Source organism: Campylobacter lari subsp. concheus (genome assembly GCF_008245025.1).
GTDB classification, from domain to species: Bacteria; Campylobacterota; Campylobacteria; order Campylobacterales; family Campylobacteraceae; genus Campylobacter_D; species Campylobacter_D concheus.
The window spans coordinates 741,516-758,385 of sequence record NZ_CP043426.1 but is presented as its reverse complement, the minus strand read 5'-3'; the positions used below and the strand labels follow the sequence as shown (position 1 = coordinate 758,385).

Below are 16,870 nucleotides of genomic sequence, written 5' to 3'. Positions count from 1 at the left end.
CTTCCTTTCTTAAAAAAGTAAAGCTCTAACCATACCGCCTCTATTAATCCAAATTTTAACATATTCTTTGCCTTTATTTAATTCTAAAGCCTTAGATAATTCTTTAAAATTTGAAACTTCGTATTGGTCAATACCTATAATAATATCACCTTGTTCAAAGCCTATTTTTTCTGCTTTTGATTTTGGAGTAACTTCAGTGATTAAAATACCACCAATATTTTCAGGTATGCGGTATTGTTGTTTATTTTTAGAATCAAGCTCTACTAATTTTAAACCATCAATATAACCTTTTTCATATTGTAGCGATTTTTCATCTGTTTTTAGCATAAATTTAGCTGTTTTGACTTTATTATCTCTTTCATAAGTTACTTCTATAGCTTGTTTTGGATCAATACTTCCTATATAATTTTTTAAATCCATAGGGCTTTTAATCACAGTCTTATCTACTTTTATAATCAAATCACCTCTTTTTAATCCTGCACTATAAGCTGCTGAGTCTTTTTGAACTTCTGTTATTAAAGCTCCTTCTTGATTAGTATAAGCTTTTTTAATATCTTGAGTTAAAGCGCCTATAACCACACCTAAATATCCTCTTTCTATTTTTCCATGCTCGATAAGTTTTTGTGCAATAGATTTTGCCATATTAGAAGGGATTGCAAAACCTATGCCATTATTTCCACCACTTCTTGAAAGTATGGCTGAGTTTATCCCGACTAAAGCCCCTCTACTATCAACTAAAGCCCCACCTGAATTTCCAGGATTAATTGAAGCATCCGTTTGAATGAAATTTTCGTATTGATTTAAACCTATATTGTTTTTGTTTAAGGCCGAGATAATTCCACTCGTAACACTGCTTCCAACACCAAAAGGATTACCTAGCGCAAATACTACATCACCTTCTAATAATTTATCCGAATCAGCAAAAACCACAGCAGGTAAATTTTTTGCTTCTATTTTTATTACTGCTAAATCTGTTTTAGGATCAGCACCGATTAATTTAGCTTTATATTCAGTGCTTGAATCAGGTAAATTTACAGTGATTTTTTCAGCATCTTCTATAACATGATTATTTGTTATAATATAACCATCGTTTGAAATAATTACACCAGATCCAAGTGAACTTACTACTTCTTTTTTATTTTTTTTACTTTTTGGAGCTTGCGGAAAATCAAAACCAAAAAATTGTTTAAAATAAGGATCATTGAAAAAATCATCAATCCCAAAGGAATTGCTTTGAACGGTTTTAGAAGTTGAGATATTCACAACTGAATTTTTAACTTTTTGTATAGAATTATGATAAGAGAGTATAGTATTTTGATTATCAGTTGGTAAAGATCTTTGAATATTATCTTCAGCTTGTTTAAAATCAATACTAGCACTAAAAAGACTAGTTGCCAATGCCAAAGAAAGAACCATAGTTTTTTTCATGTATTATCCTTTGTAAAATCAATTTACACAAGTATAAAATTTTATTTTTACGCAATTGTAAATAAAACCTTTAGTTTTAAAACTTATAAAAGTTGATTGACTAAGACTAAAGTTTATGGTATAATCTTATAAAAAATAAGGAATAAAAATGAGTAATAGTTTATATGAAACACTAGGTGTTTCGCAAAATGCTAGTGCAGATGAAATAAAAAAAGCTTATAGAAAATTAGCAAGACAATATCACCCAGATATCAATAAAGAAGCAGGTGCTGAGGAAAAATTTAAAGAAATCAACGCCGCTTATGAAATTTTAAGTGATGAGAAAAAAAGAGCTCAATATGATAGATACGGTGATTCCATGTTTGGTGGACAAAGTTTTCATGATTTTTCAAGAAATGCAGGCGGAGCTGATATTAATGATATTTTAAATAATATTTTCGGCGGAGGCTTTGGAGGCTTTGGTAGAGGTTTTAGTTCTAGTAATAATTTTAGAAGTGGTTTTGGGGGTTTTGGGGGTTTTGAAGAGGATCTAGATTTGCAAGCAAGTGTTAAAATTCCTTTTGAGAAAGGAATTTTAGGTGGTGAACACACAATAAATATCAATAACGAACAAGTTAAAATCAAAATTCCACATGGCATAAAAGATGGCGAAAAGCTACGCATACGAGGTAAAGGAAAAAGCTTTCAAGGACAAAAAGGAGATTTGATTTTAAAGGTAGAGCTTGAAAAAAGTGATGAATATGAAAGAGAAGATGATGATTTATACAAAAAGGTTGAAATTAGTTTAAAAACAGCACTCTTTGGAGATAAAATCAGCGTACATACTCCAAGAAAAGAAGTTAAAATCACCATACCTCCAAATTCAAAAAACAATCAAAAAATCAGACTTAAAGGTTATGGGGTACAAAATAGAAAAACAGATCTTTATGGAGATATGTATTTAATTTTAAATGTAAAAATACCTGATATTAATAGCCTTGATCCTGAATTTGTAAAAATTTTAGAAGAAAAATTACCTTAAAAGGAGTATGCAATGGAGCATAGTTATGATGAACCAGTGTATCTTATAAGTGTTGTTGCAAAGGTTTTAAGCATACACCCACAAACTCTAAGACAATATGAAAAAGAAGGTTTGGTTGAACCAAGTAGAACCGATGGTAAAATGAGACTATATTCTCAAAAAGATATAGATAGAATCAAAATGATTTTACGCTTAACAAGAGATCTTGGAGTTAATTTGGCTGGTGTTGATGTGATTTTAAAGCTAAAAACAAAAATTGATGAGTTTGAAAATACCATTGAAGAATTGAGATTAGAACTTGATAGAAGAGATAATCCTTCAAAATCAAGAGCAGTAGTAAAACACAGAAGCAATTTTGACTTAATTTTTTTAGAAAAAATAAAATAATAAAACATTACAAAAGGTTGGTGAGTGGATGCTTTTATAACTTTATTTTTAACTGCAGTAGCAGTTGCTGTCGTACTTAATGTTATACTTAAAAAATTTGGAATTCCAACCATTATAGGCTATATAGCCACAGGTTTATTTGTGCGTGAATTTTATGGTTTTAGCACCAATGAAATCATTATCCATGTGGCTGAGTTTGGTATAGTTTTTTTAATGTTTACCATAGGACTTGAATTTTCATTTAAGCATCTTTTGGCAATGAAAAAAGAAGTGTTTTTAAATGGAAGTTTGCAAATGCTAACTTGCGGCTTGGTTTGTACTTTACTTGTAACTTATATTTTAGGTATAGCAAATCATATAGCAATGATAGCAGGTTTTGCCCTAGCTTTATCCTCCACAGCTATAGTTTTAAAAATACTTAATGATAGTGGCGATATCAATGAAGAATATGGCCGAAAAGCTTTGGGAATTTTGCTTTTTCAAGATATTGCCGTAATACCACTGCTGTTGATGATTGATATATTTAGCTCTCAAAACGCTGATATTTCAAAGCTTTTATTTACAACCTTAGTCAGCGCTGTGATTTTACTTGTTTTGCTTTATTTTATAGGTAAATACCTTTTTACTTATGTTTTAAAATTTATCATTAAGACTAATGCAAATGAAATTTTCATCGCTACTATTCTTTTTACCGTAATAGGAGCAAGTTTTTTAGCACATTCTTTTGGTTTTTCTTACTCGCTTGGAGCATTCATAGCTGGAGCTTTGATAGCAGAAACTAAATATAAACATAAAATAGAAGCAGATTTAGTTCCTTTTAGGGATTTACTTTTAGGATTTTTCTTTATTAGTGTTGGCTTGCAAATTGATTTTCATATAGTTTTTGAAAATTGGTTTTTGATTTTTGTTTTTGTAAGCTTGGTATTGTTAATAAAGTTTGTAGTAATTTATGGTCTTTTAATCCTTTATACAAGAAAAAGAGTGGCGTTAAAAACTGCTTTGAGTATTTCTCAAATTGGAGAATTTGCTCTAGCGGTGTTTTCGCTAATGCAAGTAAATTCACTTATAGATGAAAAAACGGCACAAATTTTTATTATAGTTTCTATTATCACTATGGTTGCAACACCTTTTATTTTAAATAATCTTAGAAAAATAGCCAACGCAGCTGAAGGTGAACAAAGTGATATGGCTAAATTTTATCTATGTGATCAAAAAATGAAAGATCATTTTATCGTTTTTGGTTATACAAGATTGGGTCAAGAAGTAGTGCAAAAGATCAAAAAAACAGGTATTCCATATCTAGTTTTAGAAAGTGATTTAAATTTAGTTGAGCTTGGGCGTAGTAGAAATGAAAATGTATTTTTTGCAAATGTAGCCCAAGTAGAAACACTAAAGGTAGCTAATATAGAAGAATGTTCGGTTGCTATTATAACTATAAGCAATGAAGCTAAACTTGACATGCTCTATCAAGTACTTTCTAATTTCAATAAACCTATACAAACGGTTTTAAAAACAAGTGGCACAGGTGCTAAGATTATTTTCCCACACACTGATAAACATTTACACATTGTAGATGCTGAAGCTTCAATAGCTAGAAATTTAGTACAAGAAGCATTGCAATGCAGAATCAATACAAGTGCAGCAGAATGAAAAATGATGAAAAAGCTTTGAGAGTTAAATACGTAAGAGCTTTAGAAAAATTTACCAACTCTGCTGTGAGTGCTTTAAAAAGGGAAGATTTTGATTTAACACTTTTTAGAGAAAGAGTGCAAAAAAATGCTAAAATCTTTGAAAAAGTTCAAGCGGTGTTTTTGGATTCTACTTATACTAAGGCACTAGAGCTTTTTGTAAATGAGTGCTTAGATGAGAGTTTAGATCAAAAAACCTTAGCTTCAAAAGCCAATGCCTTATATAAGCTAAAAAATAATCAAAGTTATAAAAAAGATAAACATAAAATTAAATTTAAGGATGAATATTGATAAATGTAATTTTTGATATGGATGGCACACTTATAGATAGTGCTAATGCTATAGTATGTGCGGTAAATGAAATAAGAGCAGATTTCAATTTAAAACCTTTAAAAAGAGAGTTCATTTTAGATACTATCAATACTCCTGGAGAAAATTATGCTAAGATTTTTTATGGGGTAGATACTTACTCACATACTAGCTTTAAAGAAGGTTATGAGAAGTATTTTATCAAGCATTATGATCAAAGCGTGGTACTTTTTGATGGTGTGCTTGAGGTTTTGGAATTTTGTAAAAAAAATGATTGTTATCTGGCTATAGCTACTAATGCACCTCAAGAAAGCTTGGTGCCTATTTTAAAAAAACAAAACATTCTTTCATATTTTGATAAAATATTAGGTGTTAGTTATGGTATAGAAGCTAAGCCCGATCCCATGATGCTAAGATTAATCACAGATGAAGCAAAATATGAAAAAAGTGTTTTTATAGGCGATAGTTTAAAAGACAGGCTTTGTGCTAAAAATGCTAAGATGGATTATATACACATTTCTTGGCAAAAAGAAATTAAAGACTTAGATGAAGCTAATGATAAAACTACTTTAATAGAAAAAATTCAAACTCACATGAAAGGTTAAAAAATGGATATTTTTGATGAAATGTTTGCAAAAAGTCCCAAAGAAAAATTTATCGAAACAATAAAATATGCAAATTTGGGTGCATTGGAAAATGTTTTAGAAAAATTATTAGCCGATCATATCGCTATGATAGAGCTTTTGGAAAAAAATAATTTAAATGAAAGCGATGTAGCACAATTTCAAATAGAAAATTCACTCTTAATAGATGAGAGAAAGAATGATTTTTATATAGGCTTAAGTGCTGAAATTTTAGGGCATGAGGGTTGATTTTGCGTTTACTTTTATCTTTATTTTTGATCTTTAATTTTTTAAAGGCTGAAGTATTTTTTGATTATACTTATAAATTTACCTTAAGTAAAGATGAAAAAGCAAGTGTAAAAATAAAAGAAATTGATTATCCTGATGAGATTTATTATTTTGACTTCTCATGGACTTTATTTGATCAAACCAATATCATCGTTCATTCAAAGTATAAAAAATATCCTAGGCAATTTGTGATGTCTTTAAGAAGAAATTTAAACTGGGTAGATCAAACCTTAGTACCTGATTATAAAAATCCTCATATAGATAGAGCAAGATTGATACTTGAATTTAGTGATTTTAAAAAAGGTAAAGCTATTTTTACTGTGTATATAGAAGATAGAGATAAGAAATTAGAAGTAGAATTTTTAGACCCTAGAAAAGCCACTCTTAATCAAAACTAAAGTAAAATTTAATAAAATATAATTATAAGAAAACTAAGGAAAGCATAGTGCAAAAGATCGATCAGTATATGCATGAATTTTTATCTGAATTAAATTATGAGCCTATTTTAACCATGAGTTCAAAACTTCAAGGTGGCAAAAAATTACGCTCAAAACTACTTTTAAAAATAGCTGGAGAAAGTGATATTAGCTATAAAATCTGTGCTATCATAGAGTTAATTCATGCTGCAAGCTTATTGCATGATGATGTGATTGATGAAGCAAAATTAAGAAGAGGTGTAAAGTCTATTAATGCGCAATTTGGAGCTAAAAATGCTATCATGCTTGGAGATATTTTATACTCAAAAGCCTTCTATGAACTTTCTTTGATTGATTTAAAATTAGCAAAAATCATTTCTAATGCTGTTGTTATGCTTTCTGTTGGTGAATTAATGGATGTAAATTTAAGCGAAACTTTCAATACTGATAAAAACGCTTATTTGCAAATGATATATAATAAAACAGCCGTTTTAATCGAAGCTAGTGCAAGGTGCGGGGCAATACTTGCTAATTTAAACGAAGATGATTTTGCAGAATATGGTAAAAATTTAGGTTTAGCTTTTCAAATTGTAGATGATATTTTAGATATCAAAGGTGATGAGCAAACCTTAGGTAAACCTGCTATGAATGATTTTAAAGAAGGTAAAACCACTCTTGCTTATATGTATTTACACGAAAAATTAAATCCACAAGATCAAGAAATGCTTAAGTCTTACTACAAGAAAGATTTAAGTGCGAATGAGCTTGCTTGGATTAAAAGTAAAATACAAGAGCATGAAATTTTTAATCAAGTTAGTCAAGAACTAAACACTTATGCAAATAATGCACTAAAAGCTATAAAAAAATACAATATAAAAGATTTAGAAGATATTGTTAAAAGCATGATAGAAAGGGAATTTTAATGCATTATTACTGCATCAGTTTTACACATAAAAATACAGATATTACTACTAGAGAAAAACTTTCCTTTTCTAATGAAGATAAAAAAAGAGAATTACTAAAGCTAATCCATACTAATAATAAAATTTTAGAAAGCTTAGTACTTAGTACTTGCAATAGGGTTGAAATTTTTCTTTTTGTTGGGGATGTTGAAAACATTAATGAGCATATTTTAAAAACACTTAGTTTGCTTTGTGGAGTTGATAGAGAAAATTTAAGCACTAAGGCTGATTTTTACGAAGATAGCGGAGCTATCCATCATTTATTTTCTGTAGCAAGTTCGCTTGATAGCTTAGTTATTGGTGAAACACAAATTGCTGGACAATTAAAAGATGCTTATAAATTTGCCCTGCAAGAGCAAAGATGTGGTGTGCATATAACTAGAGCAGTGCATTATGCTTTTAAATGTGCAGCAAGTGTTAGAAATCAAACTGAAATTTCTAAAAATCCTATTTCAGTTGCTTCAGTGGCGGTGGCAAAAGCTAAAGAGCTTGTAAATTTAGAAAATAAAACTGCTGTTGTAGTAGGTGCAGGGGAAATGAGCGAACTAGCCTGTAAACATTTATTAAATGCCAAGGCTAAAGTATTGATATTAAATAGAGATATACAAAATGCTCAAAAGCTTTGCGAGGATTTAGGTGAAAATGCAAGCTATGAAAGTATTGCAAATTTAAAAGAAGTGCTAAATCAATATGAGATATTTTTTAGTGCCACAAATGCTCCACATGCTATCATAACTAATGATTTATTAGAAGAAAAAGATTATAAAAGATATTTTTTTGATATAGCAGTGCCTAGGGATATTGATGTAAAAGCAAATGAAAAAAATATAGTCTATGCTGTTGATGATTTAGAAGAAGTTGTAAGAAAAAATTTAACTCTAAGAGAACACCAGGCCCAAATTGCTTATTCTATAGTAGGTACTATGACAAATGAGTTTTTTCAACATCTAAGCAAACTAGCAACCTTGCCTTTGGTTAAGCAATTGCGCTTACAAGCTGATGAAATCGCTAAAGAACAATTACAAAAGGCTATAGATAAAGGATATTTAAAACACTCAAACCATGAAGAAGCAAAAAAGCTTATAAGACAAGTAATGAATGCATTTTTACATCATCCTAGCGTAAATTTAAAAAAACTAAGCGGAACTATGCAAAATGATTCAGTAATTAATGCTATGCGTTATGTGTTTGATTTAAAAAATGAAAATATGGAAGGTTTAAACCTTTATAAATGTGAATTTAATTTGGAGAATAATCATGAAATTTAGTAAATTTTATGCCATAAGCACAAAAGAAAATCCAAAAGATGCTACTTTGCCAAGTCATATATTTTTAGTTAAAGGTGCCTTTGTAGAACAAATTGGAAGTGGCTTGTATAATTTTTTACCTTTAGGAAAAAGAGTTTTAGATAAAATTAAAAATATCATCAAAGAGGAAATGGATAAAGCAGGCGCTTTAGAAGTAAATTTAAGTTTTAATACTCCGGCTGAACTTTGGAAAGAAAGTGGGAGATTTAATGTTTTTGGTAAAGAGCTTTTACGCTTTAAAGATAGAAAAGAAAATGATTTTGTTTTAGGGCCAACCCATGAAGAAGCTATGGTAGCTTTAGTAAGAAATAAAATAAATTCTTACAAACAACTTCCTTTACATTTGTATCAAATAGGACTTAAATTTAGAGATGAAGCTAGACCTAGATTTGGACTTTTAAGATGTAGAGAATTTTTAATGAAAGATGGCTATAGCTTTCATGCTAGCGAAGCTGATTTAGATAAAGAATTTAATCTTATGCATGAAACTTATAGTAAAATTCTTACAAGATTGGGGCTTGAATTTAGAGCTGTTGAAGCTGATAGCGGGGCTATTGGCGGCAGTGGTTCAAAAGAATTTATGGTTTTGGCTAAAAATGGCGAGGATGATATATTATTATGTGAACATTGTGATTATGCTGCAAATATCGAAGCAGCAAAAAGAGCTAAAAAAAGTTGTGAAGATGAAAGACCAGAAGCTGATTTTGCTACACAATTTCACACTCCAAATGTAAAAACTATAGAAGAATTAGCGGATTTTTTTAAAATTAATCCTTACTATACCATTAAAGCTGTTGCCAAAAAAGCTATTTATGAAAATGAAGAAAAAATTATAGTATTTTTTATACGCGGTAATGATGAATTACAAGAAGTTAAAGCACTAAATGCAGCAAATGCATTAGAATTAGTTGATGTAAGTGAAGAAGAATTAGAGAAAGCAGGTTTAGCACCAGGATTTATCGGTTTTGTAGGATTAAATGGTGTTGATTTTTATATTGATCATGAGCTTGAAAATGAAACAAATATGATTATTGGAGCAAATAAAAAAGATTATCATTTAGTCGGAATTAATGTTGTAAATTTAAACAAAGAACGCTTTAAAGATCTTGTAGCAGTTAAAGAGCATGATCTTTGTCCAAAATGCCAACATAAGCTCAAGCAAAGCAAGGGTATTGAAGTAGGGCATATTTTTAAACTTGGAAATAAATACTCAAAAGCAATGAATGCAAGCTATTTAGATGAAAATGGTAAAGCTCAATTTTTCACTATGGGTTGTTATGGTATGGGAGTGAGTCGTTTAGTAGCTGTTGCCATAGAAGCAAGCCATGATGAAAAAGGTTGTATTTGGAATAAAACTCTAGCTCCTTTTGTTTTAGATATTATCGTTTCTAATATAAAAGACACAAAAGCTATGGAATTTGCTGAGCAAATTTACACTCATTTTAAAGATAAAGAGATTTTATTTGATGATAGAAATGAGCGTTTTGGTATAAAGATTAATGATTTTGAATTAATGGGCTTTCCTTATGCTTTAGTTATAGGTAAGGGCTTAGAAAATGATGAAGTAGAGTTAATCCATAGAAATACCTTAGAAAAACAAGTTTTGAAAACCCAAGAAGTAATTTCACACTTAGAGAAAATTCTATGATGGTAAAAACAAATTTAAGTGTATTTTTAATTTTAGAATTAATCGCTAGTATTTTATTTATAACCTTTTTTGGCTTTTTAAATTTTTTTATGATAGTTTTTGCAAGTATGTTTTTAGGTGCAATGTTTTTAGCAAAGACTTGGACAAATCTCATCACTATGCAAAATACCAATACAAATTTATTTGGTATGATTAAATTATTTTCTTTAACTATAGTAGGAATTTTGCTTTTAATACCAGGAATTTTAAGTACATTTTTAGGAATTTTACTCTTATTTTTCATGATGGTATTAAAATTATTTACAAAACAAAAAAGAAAATATCATCAAACAAATAATGAAGAAGAAATCATAGATGTAGAAATCATACAGGAGCATAAAAAATGCAATTAATCATCGCAACAAGAAAAAGCCAACTTGCATTATGGCAAAGTGAGTATATAAAAAATAAATTATTACAAATACATTCTAAATTAGAAATTTCTTTAGAAGGTTTTAAAACTAAAGGCGATGTTTTACTTGATTCACCTTTAGCTAAAATAGGCGGAAAAGGACTTTTCACAAAAGAACTTGAAGAAAGTATGCTAAGAGGCAATTCACATTTAGCTGTGCATAGTTTAAAAGATGTACCTAGTTTTTTCCCAAAAGGTTTAGTTTTAGCTGCTATTTCAAAAAGAGAAGTAGTAAATGATGCTTTTTTAAGTGAGTATTATGAGAGCTTGAGTGCTCTCCCAAAAGGTGCAAAAGTAGGCACCACAAGCCTTAGAAGGAGAATGCAGCTTTTAGCGTTAAGACCTGATTTAAATATCATTTCTCTAAGAGGCAATATCAATTCACGCTTAGAAAAACTTAAAGCTAAAGAATTTGACGCTATCATTTTAGCTCTAGCTGGCATTAAACGCTTAGGTTTGGATAAAGAAATAAAACACATTAGAGCTTTTGAACTTGATGAGATGATACCTGCAGCTTCCCAAGGAGCCTTAGGTATAGAAAGTATTGATGATAAACAAATTTTAAAATACCTTGAATGCTTAAATGATGAAAATGCCTTCATAGAAACCCATATAGAAAGAGATTTTATAAAAACTCTAGAAGGTGGCTGCCAAGTACCTATAGGAATTAATGCAAAAATCATTGATGAAAAAATAGAAATTCGCGCCATAGTAGGCTTGCCTGACGCAAGTAAAATTCTCAAAGAAAAAAGAATAATTGATAAGCAAGATTACGCAAAAGCGGGTGAACTTTTAGCTAAAGAAATGATAGCAAAAGGTGCAAAAGAAATTTTAAAAGAAGCAGAGAGTATGATATAAATGCAAAAATTTATAAAGCTTTTAGAAAAAAATAATTTATTAAAAACCATTCATGAGCCCGTTGATGTTGATCTTGAAATGGCACATTTAGCTTATATAGAAGTTAAAAAAGAAGACTCAAAAGCCTTGCTTTTTACTAATGCGGTAAAAAACGGTAAAAAATACGATTATCCTGTTCTTTTAAATACTTTTTGTAATGAAAAAGCTTTAAAATTAGCATTTGGGAAAGACTATGAAGATGTGGCTAAAGAAATTAGTTCTTTACTTAAAATGCATATACCGCAAAGCTTTGGTGCAAAATTAAATTTTTTCAAAACCTTACTTGATTTAAAAAATATCCCACCAAAACGCATTAAAAAAGATGGAGAATTTAACTACAAAAGTTTAAATTCATTATATGATATGCCTATTTTAAAAACCTGGGAAAAAGATGCTGCACCTTTTATTACCATGGGGCAAGTTTATACTCAAAGCTTAGATGGAAAACAAAACAATCTTGGAATGTATCGTTTGCAGGTAGTTGATGAAAAAACCTTGCTTATGCATTGGCAAATTCATAAAGATGCGAGCCATTTTTTCCATGAGTATAAAAAAGCAAATCAAAAAATGCCAGTAAGTATAGCCATAGGTGGAGATCCTTTATATATTTGGTGTGCTCAAGCGCCTTTACCAAAAGGAATTTTTGAACTTTTACTTTATGGCTTTATCAAGAAAAAACCTGCTATTTTAGCAAAATGTAAAAGTAATTGTCTTTATGTGCCTTATGATAGTGATTTTGTAATTGAAGGTTTTGTAGATCCAAATGAATTCGCACCCGAGGGACCTTTTGGAGATCATACAGGTTTTTATACCCCTGTTGAACTTTGCCCTGTTTTAAAAATAGAAAAAATCTTTGCTAAAAAAAATGCGATTTATCAAGCTACTGTTGTAGGAAAACCACCTTTAGAAGATAAATACATGGGGCTTGGAACAGAAAGAGTTTTTTTACCTTTACTTCAAACAAATGCTCCTGATTTGATAGATTATAATATGCCTGAAAACGGGGTTTTTCACAATCTAATCTTGGCTAAAATAGAAGCAAAATACCCAGCTCATGCAAAACAAATAATGCATACTTTTTGGGGAGTAGGGCAAATGAGTTTTGTAAAACATGCTATTTTTGTCGATGAAAATGCACCTTGCTTGCAAGATTATGACAAACTCATACCTTATATACTCAATCGCTTTGATGAAGAAAAATTGCTTATTAGCGAAGGAATTTGTGATCAACTCGATCATGCCTCAAACACTTATTGTTATGGTGGTAAAGCAGGGCTTGATGCGTGCGGTGATGAGAAAAAAGTCGAACTTGAAATTCTAAGCAATGAGACTTTGCTTTCACTTTTTAAAGAAAAAGATCAAAGTATTTTAAATTTAAAGCAATTTTATACTCAAACTTTTGCCCCAATTTGCGTAATTTTAATTAACAAAAAAGAAAAAATTGCTCAAGTTTTTGAAAAATTACAAACTTGTAAAAAGCATTTTAGAATCTTGGTTTTCTTAGATACAGATGCTATTTTAGAAAATCCTTACATGCTAATTTGGCGTGTGGTAAATAATATAGATACAAAAAGAGATATATTTATCAAAAAAGATTGCGTTGCTATTGATGCAACAAGTAAAGGATCGTTAGAAAATTATCACAAAGAATGGCCTTTAATGACAAATTGCTCTAAAGAAGTTATAGATAAACTCATTGCAAGAAATTTACTTCCAAATGATGAAAAATTATTCAAAAAGTTTGAAATTTTTTAGTTTTAAACTTTTGAGAACACTTTTTGCTTATAAAAAGATAGATTTTTAATCTAAATATTAAGTTTTTTAAAATTATGTCGATAGAGTATTTTAAAGTCTTTTAAAAAGGAGTTTAAAATGGACATTGGTAATATTCAAAGAGATACAAATACAGCTCAATTTAACACAAAAAACACCGAGAGAGTATCTCAAGACAATAAACAATATACTGATTTAAATAATCAAGATGAGAATTTAAATGAGAAACTAAAAAATGCGACAGAAAAACTTAATAACCAAATGGAAACATTAGAAACAAATGTACGTTTTGCGTACAATGATAAAATTCATGAAATGTATGTTAGCGTAACTGAAAAAGACACGGGTCGTTTAATACGTAAAATCCCTAGTGAAGAAGTTATGAAATTAATAGAACATTTCCAAGGTGTTATTGGCACCATTTTTGATAAGGAGAGTTAATTATGGCAGTAGGTAGTTTGGGAAGTTTAGGAATAGGTTCAGGAGTTTTAACAAGCGATACACTTAATAAACTAAAAGAAGCAGAAATGAATGCGAATTTAAGTTTATATAATTCTCAATTAGAAACTAATAGCTCAAGACAAAAAGATTTAGCAGAGTTAGAAGCAAAACTTTTAGCTTTTCAAACAGCAGTAAATAGTCTTGGTGATGCTTCTCAATTTAATCAAAAAAAAGTTTCTCCTAGTGTAAGCGGAGATAGCGCTGCTGCTAGTTTGACGGTTGGATCTTTGTCTGATCTGAAAAATATGAATGTAGTGGTAGATCAACTTGCTCAAAAAGATGTTTATCAAAGTAATGGATTTAAAGATAAAACAGAATCTGTAATGAAAAGTTTAGGATTGCAAGGAAATAGTGCTTCTTTTACTATTACACAAAATGGTAAAAATTATAAAATCGATATCGATCAAAGCACTACAGTATCTCAACTTGCAGAAAAAATCAATGGAATTTCTGGTGGTAAAATTGAAGCAAAAATTGTCAACACAGGCGACAAAAACAACCCTTACCGCTTAGTAGTGCAAAGTACAGAAACTGGAGCACAAAATAATATTTCATTCTCTGGAGATGATAAATTACTTGCAGGTTTAGGTTGGGAACTTGATAAGAATAGTATTAGTGCTGGTGGTTTATTTGGTTTTAGACCAAGCGGAAATAGCAGCAAAGAGGAAATACAAGGGAATACAGGTTTAGATGCTATTAAAGATCAGAAGCTTTTAAATTCAGGCGAAAAAACTTCTTTAACTTTTGTAATTAAAAATGGTGAAAATTACGAAAGATACACCATTGATATTGATGATCAGACTACCTACCAAAGTTTAGCAGATGAATTAAAAAAACAAACAAATGGAAAAATAGAACTTGATTTAAAAAATGGTAAATTTAGAACTACTAATGGAGGAGAACTTAGCGTATTTGATGGGGGCTATGCTAAAGATTCAAATGGTAATATTGATTATGATAATTATACTAGAGATAGTAAAGCTACCAATTTATTAAGTTCTAAATTTGGAATTACTTTAGATACTAGCACCCCTCAAGGTTATAATATCAAAGATAGTACCAATCATATTCAAAAAGGTATGGATGCAATTTTTAGTGTAGATGGTGTTAAAATGTCAAGACCAACTAATACTATCACAGATATAGGTACTGATGTAACTTTAGAATTAAAACAAAAAGGTGAAATTAATTTTAACGTAAGTCAAGATACTGAAGCTTTATCAGAGGCTATGCAAAATTTAGCTACTGCTTATAATGATTTAATGCAAAATATTACCGCTGCTACAAAATATGATGTTGAGGCAGGAACTAAAGGAAATTTTGTAGGTGTAAGTGAAATTTATAATATCAAATCTCAAATTAATGATATTTTACTTAAAACTATAACAGTAGATGGAACTGTTATAGAAGGTGATAGTGATACTTCAGAAGGTATTAAAGTATCATCTAAAGTTAGTTTATCTTTAGCAGATTATGGATTAACTTTATCAGATGGAGTGATGACTTTTGATTCTTCTAAATTTAATACCAAATTTAACGAAGATCCTGAAATGGCAGAGAAATTTTTTGTTGGAAGTAGTGGATTTGAAGATATTGACTTAATAGGGGATAATTTTAGTGGTTTAGCTACAAAATATCCTAAAGGAGTTGAATTTAAAGGTAAAGATTTCAAGATTATTTATAATGACGAAACTATTGATTTGTCTAAAAACAAAGATGGAACTGATTTTGTTTTAACTGGAAAAGATGATGTAGAAATGGCTCAAAATTTAGTTAAACATATCAATAGTTTTGGTTTAGAAGGGTTGGAGGCTAGCTTTGAAGTAATCAACCAAGGAACGCAAAATCAAAAAATACAGCTTAAAATCAAAGGAACTTCAGGTAGCAATCTAGAAATTCAAGGAGATAAAAATTTCTTAAAAGAATTCGGTTTAAGTCCTAAAACTATGTATTCAACTTACAAAGAAGAAACAGGAACTTTTGGAATTTTAAAAAATACCATGAAGGAAATGGTAAGCTCTGATGGATCTTTTGGTGGCTATAAGGATGCATTAACCAAAGAATCAAAAAATCTAAATGAAACTATAGATGCAACTAAAAAATCTATAGAAAGCAGATATGACACAATGTGGTCAAGATGGGCTGCATATGATGGTATAATTGCAAAATTAAATAATCAAGCAAGTGTTATTACCAATATGATTAATGCAGCAAATAATCAAAATTCTTAATAATGAAAGGATTTTAAATGGTAAATAGTGCGGTTTATAGTGCATATTCACAAAATCAAGTGGGTGTAGAATCTCAAGAAAAATTAATCGAAATGCTTTATGCTGGGATTTTACGCTTTTCAAGTAGGATAAAAATAGCTATACAAAATGAAAATATAGAAGAAAGAGTGTATTATGTAAAAAGAGCTAGTGCTATTTTTATTGAATTGTTAAATTGTCTTGATTATGATAAGGGCGGCGAAGTAGCACATTATTTAAGTGGCTTGTACACTAGAGAATTACAACTTCTTTCTTTAGCAAATATAGAAAACAGCGAAGCAAGAGTAGATGAAGTAATAAATGTAGTAAAAGGCTTATTGGAAGCTTGGAGAGAAGTACACCAAAAATGAGTGAAAAAAATTGGATTGATGAGTTTAAACTAGCTGTTTATACTGAAGATGTAGAAAAAATAGTTAAACTTATGGAAAAACCTGATTATAAAGATTGTCCCAATGAGGCTTTAGCACTGACTAATGAAGCGATAGCTTTTATGAAAAAAAAGCAAGATGACATAGCTGTTAATTTACAAAAACTCAAAAAAGCTTCTGCTTATATAAAGTAAAACATGGCTATAAGCCGAGTTCTGTCAAGAACGATCATTTATCTAGACTTGTTTTTACAAACAAGTTCAAGCGAAGGGTTATATTATAAGACAAAAACCACCCCTTCTTGCTGCAGATTGGGTTTACATAGCTAGCTTTGTTACCAAAGCTACTGGTAGGCTCTTACTCTACCGTTTCACCTTTTCCATATAAAATATGGTAGTTTTCTTTCTGTTGCACTTTCCCTTAGGTTGCCCTAGCCATCCATTAGATGGAATCTTTGTCTTATTGCAGCTCGGACTTTCCTCTTCAAAAAGAAGCGATCGCTTGCCATGTTTAGACAAATTCTACCAAAAAAA

18 protein-coding genes and 1 other RNA gene are annotated in these 16,870 nt (G+C 30.0%); 17 read left to right on the top strand and 2 right to left on the bottom strand.

The window, feature by feature from the left end; translation table 11 throughout:
* Positions 1-9 precede the first annotated feature (9 nt).
* Positions 10-1,428 carry a DegQ family serine endoprotease gene (locus CLCT_RS04005; protein WP_149062328.1) on the bottom strand — a complete coding sequence of 473 codons (1,419 nt, stop codon included), beginning with the start codon at positions 1,426-1,428 and terminating at the stop codon, positions 10-12.
* 148 nt (positions 1,429-1,576) lie between these two features.
* Here CLCT_RS04005 and CLCT_RS04000 point away from each other — a divergent pair, with 148 nt between their 5' ends.
* The 17 genes from CLCT_RS04000 to CLCT_RS03920 all read left to right on the top strand — a co-directional run bounded on the left by CLCT_RS04000 (position 1,577) and on the right by CLCT_RS03920 (position 16,531).
* Positions 1,577-2,449: a co-chaperone-curved DNA binding protein A gene (locus tag CLCT_RS04000; protein ID WP_039628332.1), complete on the top strand. Its 873-nt coding sequence runs from the start codon at positions 1,577-1,579 to the stop codon at positions 2,447-2,449.
* A 12-nt stretch (positions 2,450-2,461) separates the two neighbouring features.
* Positions 2,462-2,836: a heat shock protein transcriptional repressor HspR gene (locus CLCT_RS03995; RefSeq protein ID WP_039668403.1), complete on the top strand. Its 375-nt coding sequence runs from the start codon at positions 2,462-2,464 to the stop codon at positions 2,834-2,836.
* 24 nt (positions 2,837-2,860) lie between these two features.
* Positions 2,861-4,486 (top strand): cation:proton antiporter domain-containing protein, encoded by a 1,626-nt coding sequence (locus tag CLCT_RS03990; RefSeq protein WP_149062327.1) that lies wholly within the window; start codon positions 2,861-2,863, stop codon positions 4,484-4,486.
* The gene (locus tag CLCT_RS03985; protein ID WP_039668401.1) at positions 4,483-4,815 is read left to right on the top strand and encodes a hypothetical protein; all 333 of its coding nucleotides are present in this window, start codon (positions 4,483-4,485) and stop codon (positions 4,813-4,815) included. Before CLCT_RS03990 ends, CLCT_RS03985 begins: the two co-directional genes overlap by 4 nt.
* A complete protein-coding gene (locus CLCT_RS03980; protein WP_039668400.1) occupies positions 4,812-5,438 on the top strand; it encodes an HAD family hydrolase in 627 nt (208 codons plus the stop codon). The genes CLCT_RS03985 and CLCT_RS03980 overlap by 4 nt, the downstream gene beginning before the upstream one ends.
* A 3-nt stretch (positions 5,439-5,441) precedes the next feature.
* Entirely contained in the window at positions 5,442-5,705 is a 264-nt protein-coding gene (locus CLCT_RS03975; protein ID WP_039628328.1) for a DUF2018 family protein, read from the top strand.
* Positions 5,702-6,142 carry an exporting protein gene (locus CLCT_RS03970; RefSeq protein ID WP_371315833.1) on the top strand — a complete coding sequence of 147 codons (441 nt, stop codon included), beginning with the start codon at positions 5,702-5,704 and terminating at the stop codon, positions 6,140-6,142. The genes CLCT_RS03975 and CLCT_RS03970 overlap by 4 nt, the downstream gene beginning before the upstream one ends.
* A gap of 47 nt (positions 6,143-6,189) precedes the next feature.
* Positions 6,190-7,083 carry a polyprenyl synthetase family protein gene (locus CLCT_RS03965; RefSeq protein WP_149062325.1) on the top strand — a complete coding sequence of 298 codons (894 nt, stop codon included), beginning with the start codon at positions 6,190-6,192 and terminating at the stop codon, positions 7,081-7,083.
* Positions 7,083-8,390 carry a glutamyl-tRNA reductase gene (hemA, locus tag CLCT_RS03960; RefSeq protein ID WP_149062324.1) on the top strand — a complete coding sequence of 436 codons (1,308 nt, stop codon included), beginning with the start codon at positions 7,083-7,085 and terminating at the stop codon, positions 8,388-8,390. The genes CLCT_RS03965 and hemA overlap by 1 nt, the downstream gene beginning before the upstream one ends.
* Positions 8,377-10,077, top strand: a complete 1,701-nt coding sequence (locus tag CLCT_RS03955) for a proline--tRNA ligase (RefSeq protein WP_149062777.1) — start codon at positions 8,377-8,379, stop codon at positions 10,075-10,077. Before hemA ends, CLCT_RS03955 begins: the two co-directional genes overlap by 14 nt.
* Positions 10,074-10,469 carry an FxsA family protein gene (locus CLCT_RS03950; protein ID WP_149062323.1) on the top strand — a complete coding sequence of 132 codons (396 nt, stop codon included), beginning with the start codon at positions 10,074-10,076 and terminating at the stop codon, positions 10,467-10,469. The genes CLCT_RS03955 and CLCT_RS03950 overlap by 4 nt, the downstream gene beginning before the upstream one ends.
* Positions 10,460-11,386: a hydroxymethylbilane synthase gene (gene hemC, locus CLCT_RS03945; RefSeq protein ID WP_149062322.1), complete on the top strand. Its 927-nt coding sequence runs from the start codon at positions 10,460-10,462 to the stop codon at positions 11,384-11,386. Before CLCT_RS03950 ends, hemC begins: the two co-directional genes overlap by 10 nt.
* The gene (locus CLCT_RS03940; protein WP_149062321.1) at positions 11,387-13,180 is read left to right on the top strand and encodes a menaquinone biosynthesis decarboxylase; all 1,794 of its coding nucleotides are present in this window, start codon (positions 11,387-11,389) and stop codon (positions 13,178-13,180) included.
* 117 nt (positions 13,181-13,297) lie between these two features.
* Positions 13,298-13,639: a flagella length regulator FlaG gene (gene flaG / locus CLCT_RS03935; protein WP_039668392.1), complete on the top strand. Its 342-nt coding sequence runs from the start codon at positions 13,298-13,300 to the stop codon at positions 13,637-13,639.
* A 2-nt stretch (positions 13,640-13,641) separates the two neighbouring features.
* Positions 13,642-15,930, top strand: coding sequence for a flagellar filament capping protein FliD (fliD, locus tag CLCT_RS03930; RefSeq protein WP_149062320.1), 2,289 nt, complete (start codon positions 13,642-13,644; stop codon positions 15,928-15,930).
* A gap of 17 nt (positions 15,931-15,947) precedes the next feature.
* A complete protein-coding gene (gene fliS, locus CLCT_RS03925) occupies positions 15,948-16,319 on the top strand; it encodes a flagellar export chaperone FliS (RefSeq protein WP_039668391.1) in 372 nt (123 codons plus the stop codon).
* Positions 16,295-16,531, top strand: coding sequence for a hypothetical protein (locus tag CLCT_RS03920; protein ID WP_149062319.1), 237 nt, complete (start codon positions 16,295-16,297; stop codon positions 16,529-16,531). The genes fliS and CLCT_RS03920 overlap by 25 nt, the downstream gene beginning before the upstream one ends.
* On the opposite strand, the gene rnpB is transcribed toward CLCT_RS03920, so the two are convergent.
* An RNA gene (gene rnpB, locus CLCT_RS03915) (RNase P RNA component class A) lies at positions 16,526-16,850 on the bottom strand. The two genes, CLCT_RS03920 and rnpB, sit on opposite strands and share 6 nt — an antisense overlap.
* Positions 16,851-16,870: the final 20 nt, after the last annotated feature.

Bases quoted from the DNA above. Each gene is read 5' to 3' on its own strand.
- CLCT_RS04005 (WP_149062328.1), bottom strand. From the start codon at position 1,428: ATGAAAAAAACTATGGTTCTTTCTTTGGCATTGGCAACTAGTCTTTTT.
- CLCT_RS04000 (WP_039628332.1), top strand. From the start codon at position 1,577: ATGAGTAATAGTTTATATGAAACACTAGGTGTTTCGCAAAATGCTAGT.
- CLCT_RS03995 (WP_039668403.1), top strand. From the start codon at position 2,462: ATGGAGCATAGTTATGATGAACCAGTGTATCTTATAAGTGTTGTTGCA.
- CLCT_RS03985 (WP_039668401.1), top strand. From the start codon at position 4,483: ATGAAAAATGATGAAAAAGCTTTGAGAGTTAAATACGTAAGAGCTTTA.
- CLCT_RS03975 (WP_039628328.1), top strand. From the start codon at position 5,442: ATGGATATTTTTGATGAAATGTTTGCAAAAAGTCCCAAAGAAAAATTT.
- hemA (WP_149062324.1), top strand. From the start codon at position 7,083: ATGCATTATTACTGCATCAGTTTTACACATAAAAATACAGATATTACT.
- CLCT_RS03950 (WP_149062323.1), top strand. From the start codon at position 10,074: ATGATGGTAAAAACAAATTTAAGTGTATTTTTAATTTTAGAATTAATC.
- hemC (WP_149062322.1), top strand. From the start codon at position 10,460: ATGCAATTAATCATCGCAACAAGAAAAAGCCAACTTGCATTATGGCAA.
- CLCT_RS03940 (WP_149062321.1), top strand. From the start codon at position 11,387: ATGCAAAAATTTATAAAGCTTTTAGAAAAAAATAATTTATTAAAAACC.
- flaG (WP_039668392.1), top strand. From the start codon at position 13,298: ATGGACATTGGTAATATTCAAAGAGATACAAATACAGCTCAATTTAAC.
- fliD (WP_149062320.1), top strand. From the start codon at position 13,642: ATGGCAGTAGGTAGTTTGGGAAGTTTAGGAATAGGTTCAGGAGTTTTA.
- fliS (WP_039668391.1), top strand. From the start codon at position 15,948: ATGGTAAATAGTGCGGTTTATAGTGCATATTCACAAAATCAAGTGGGT.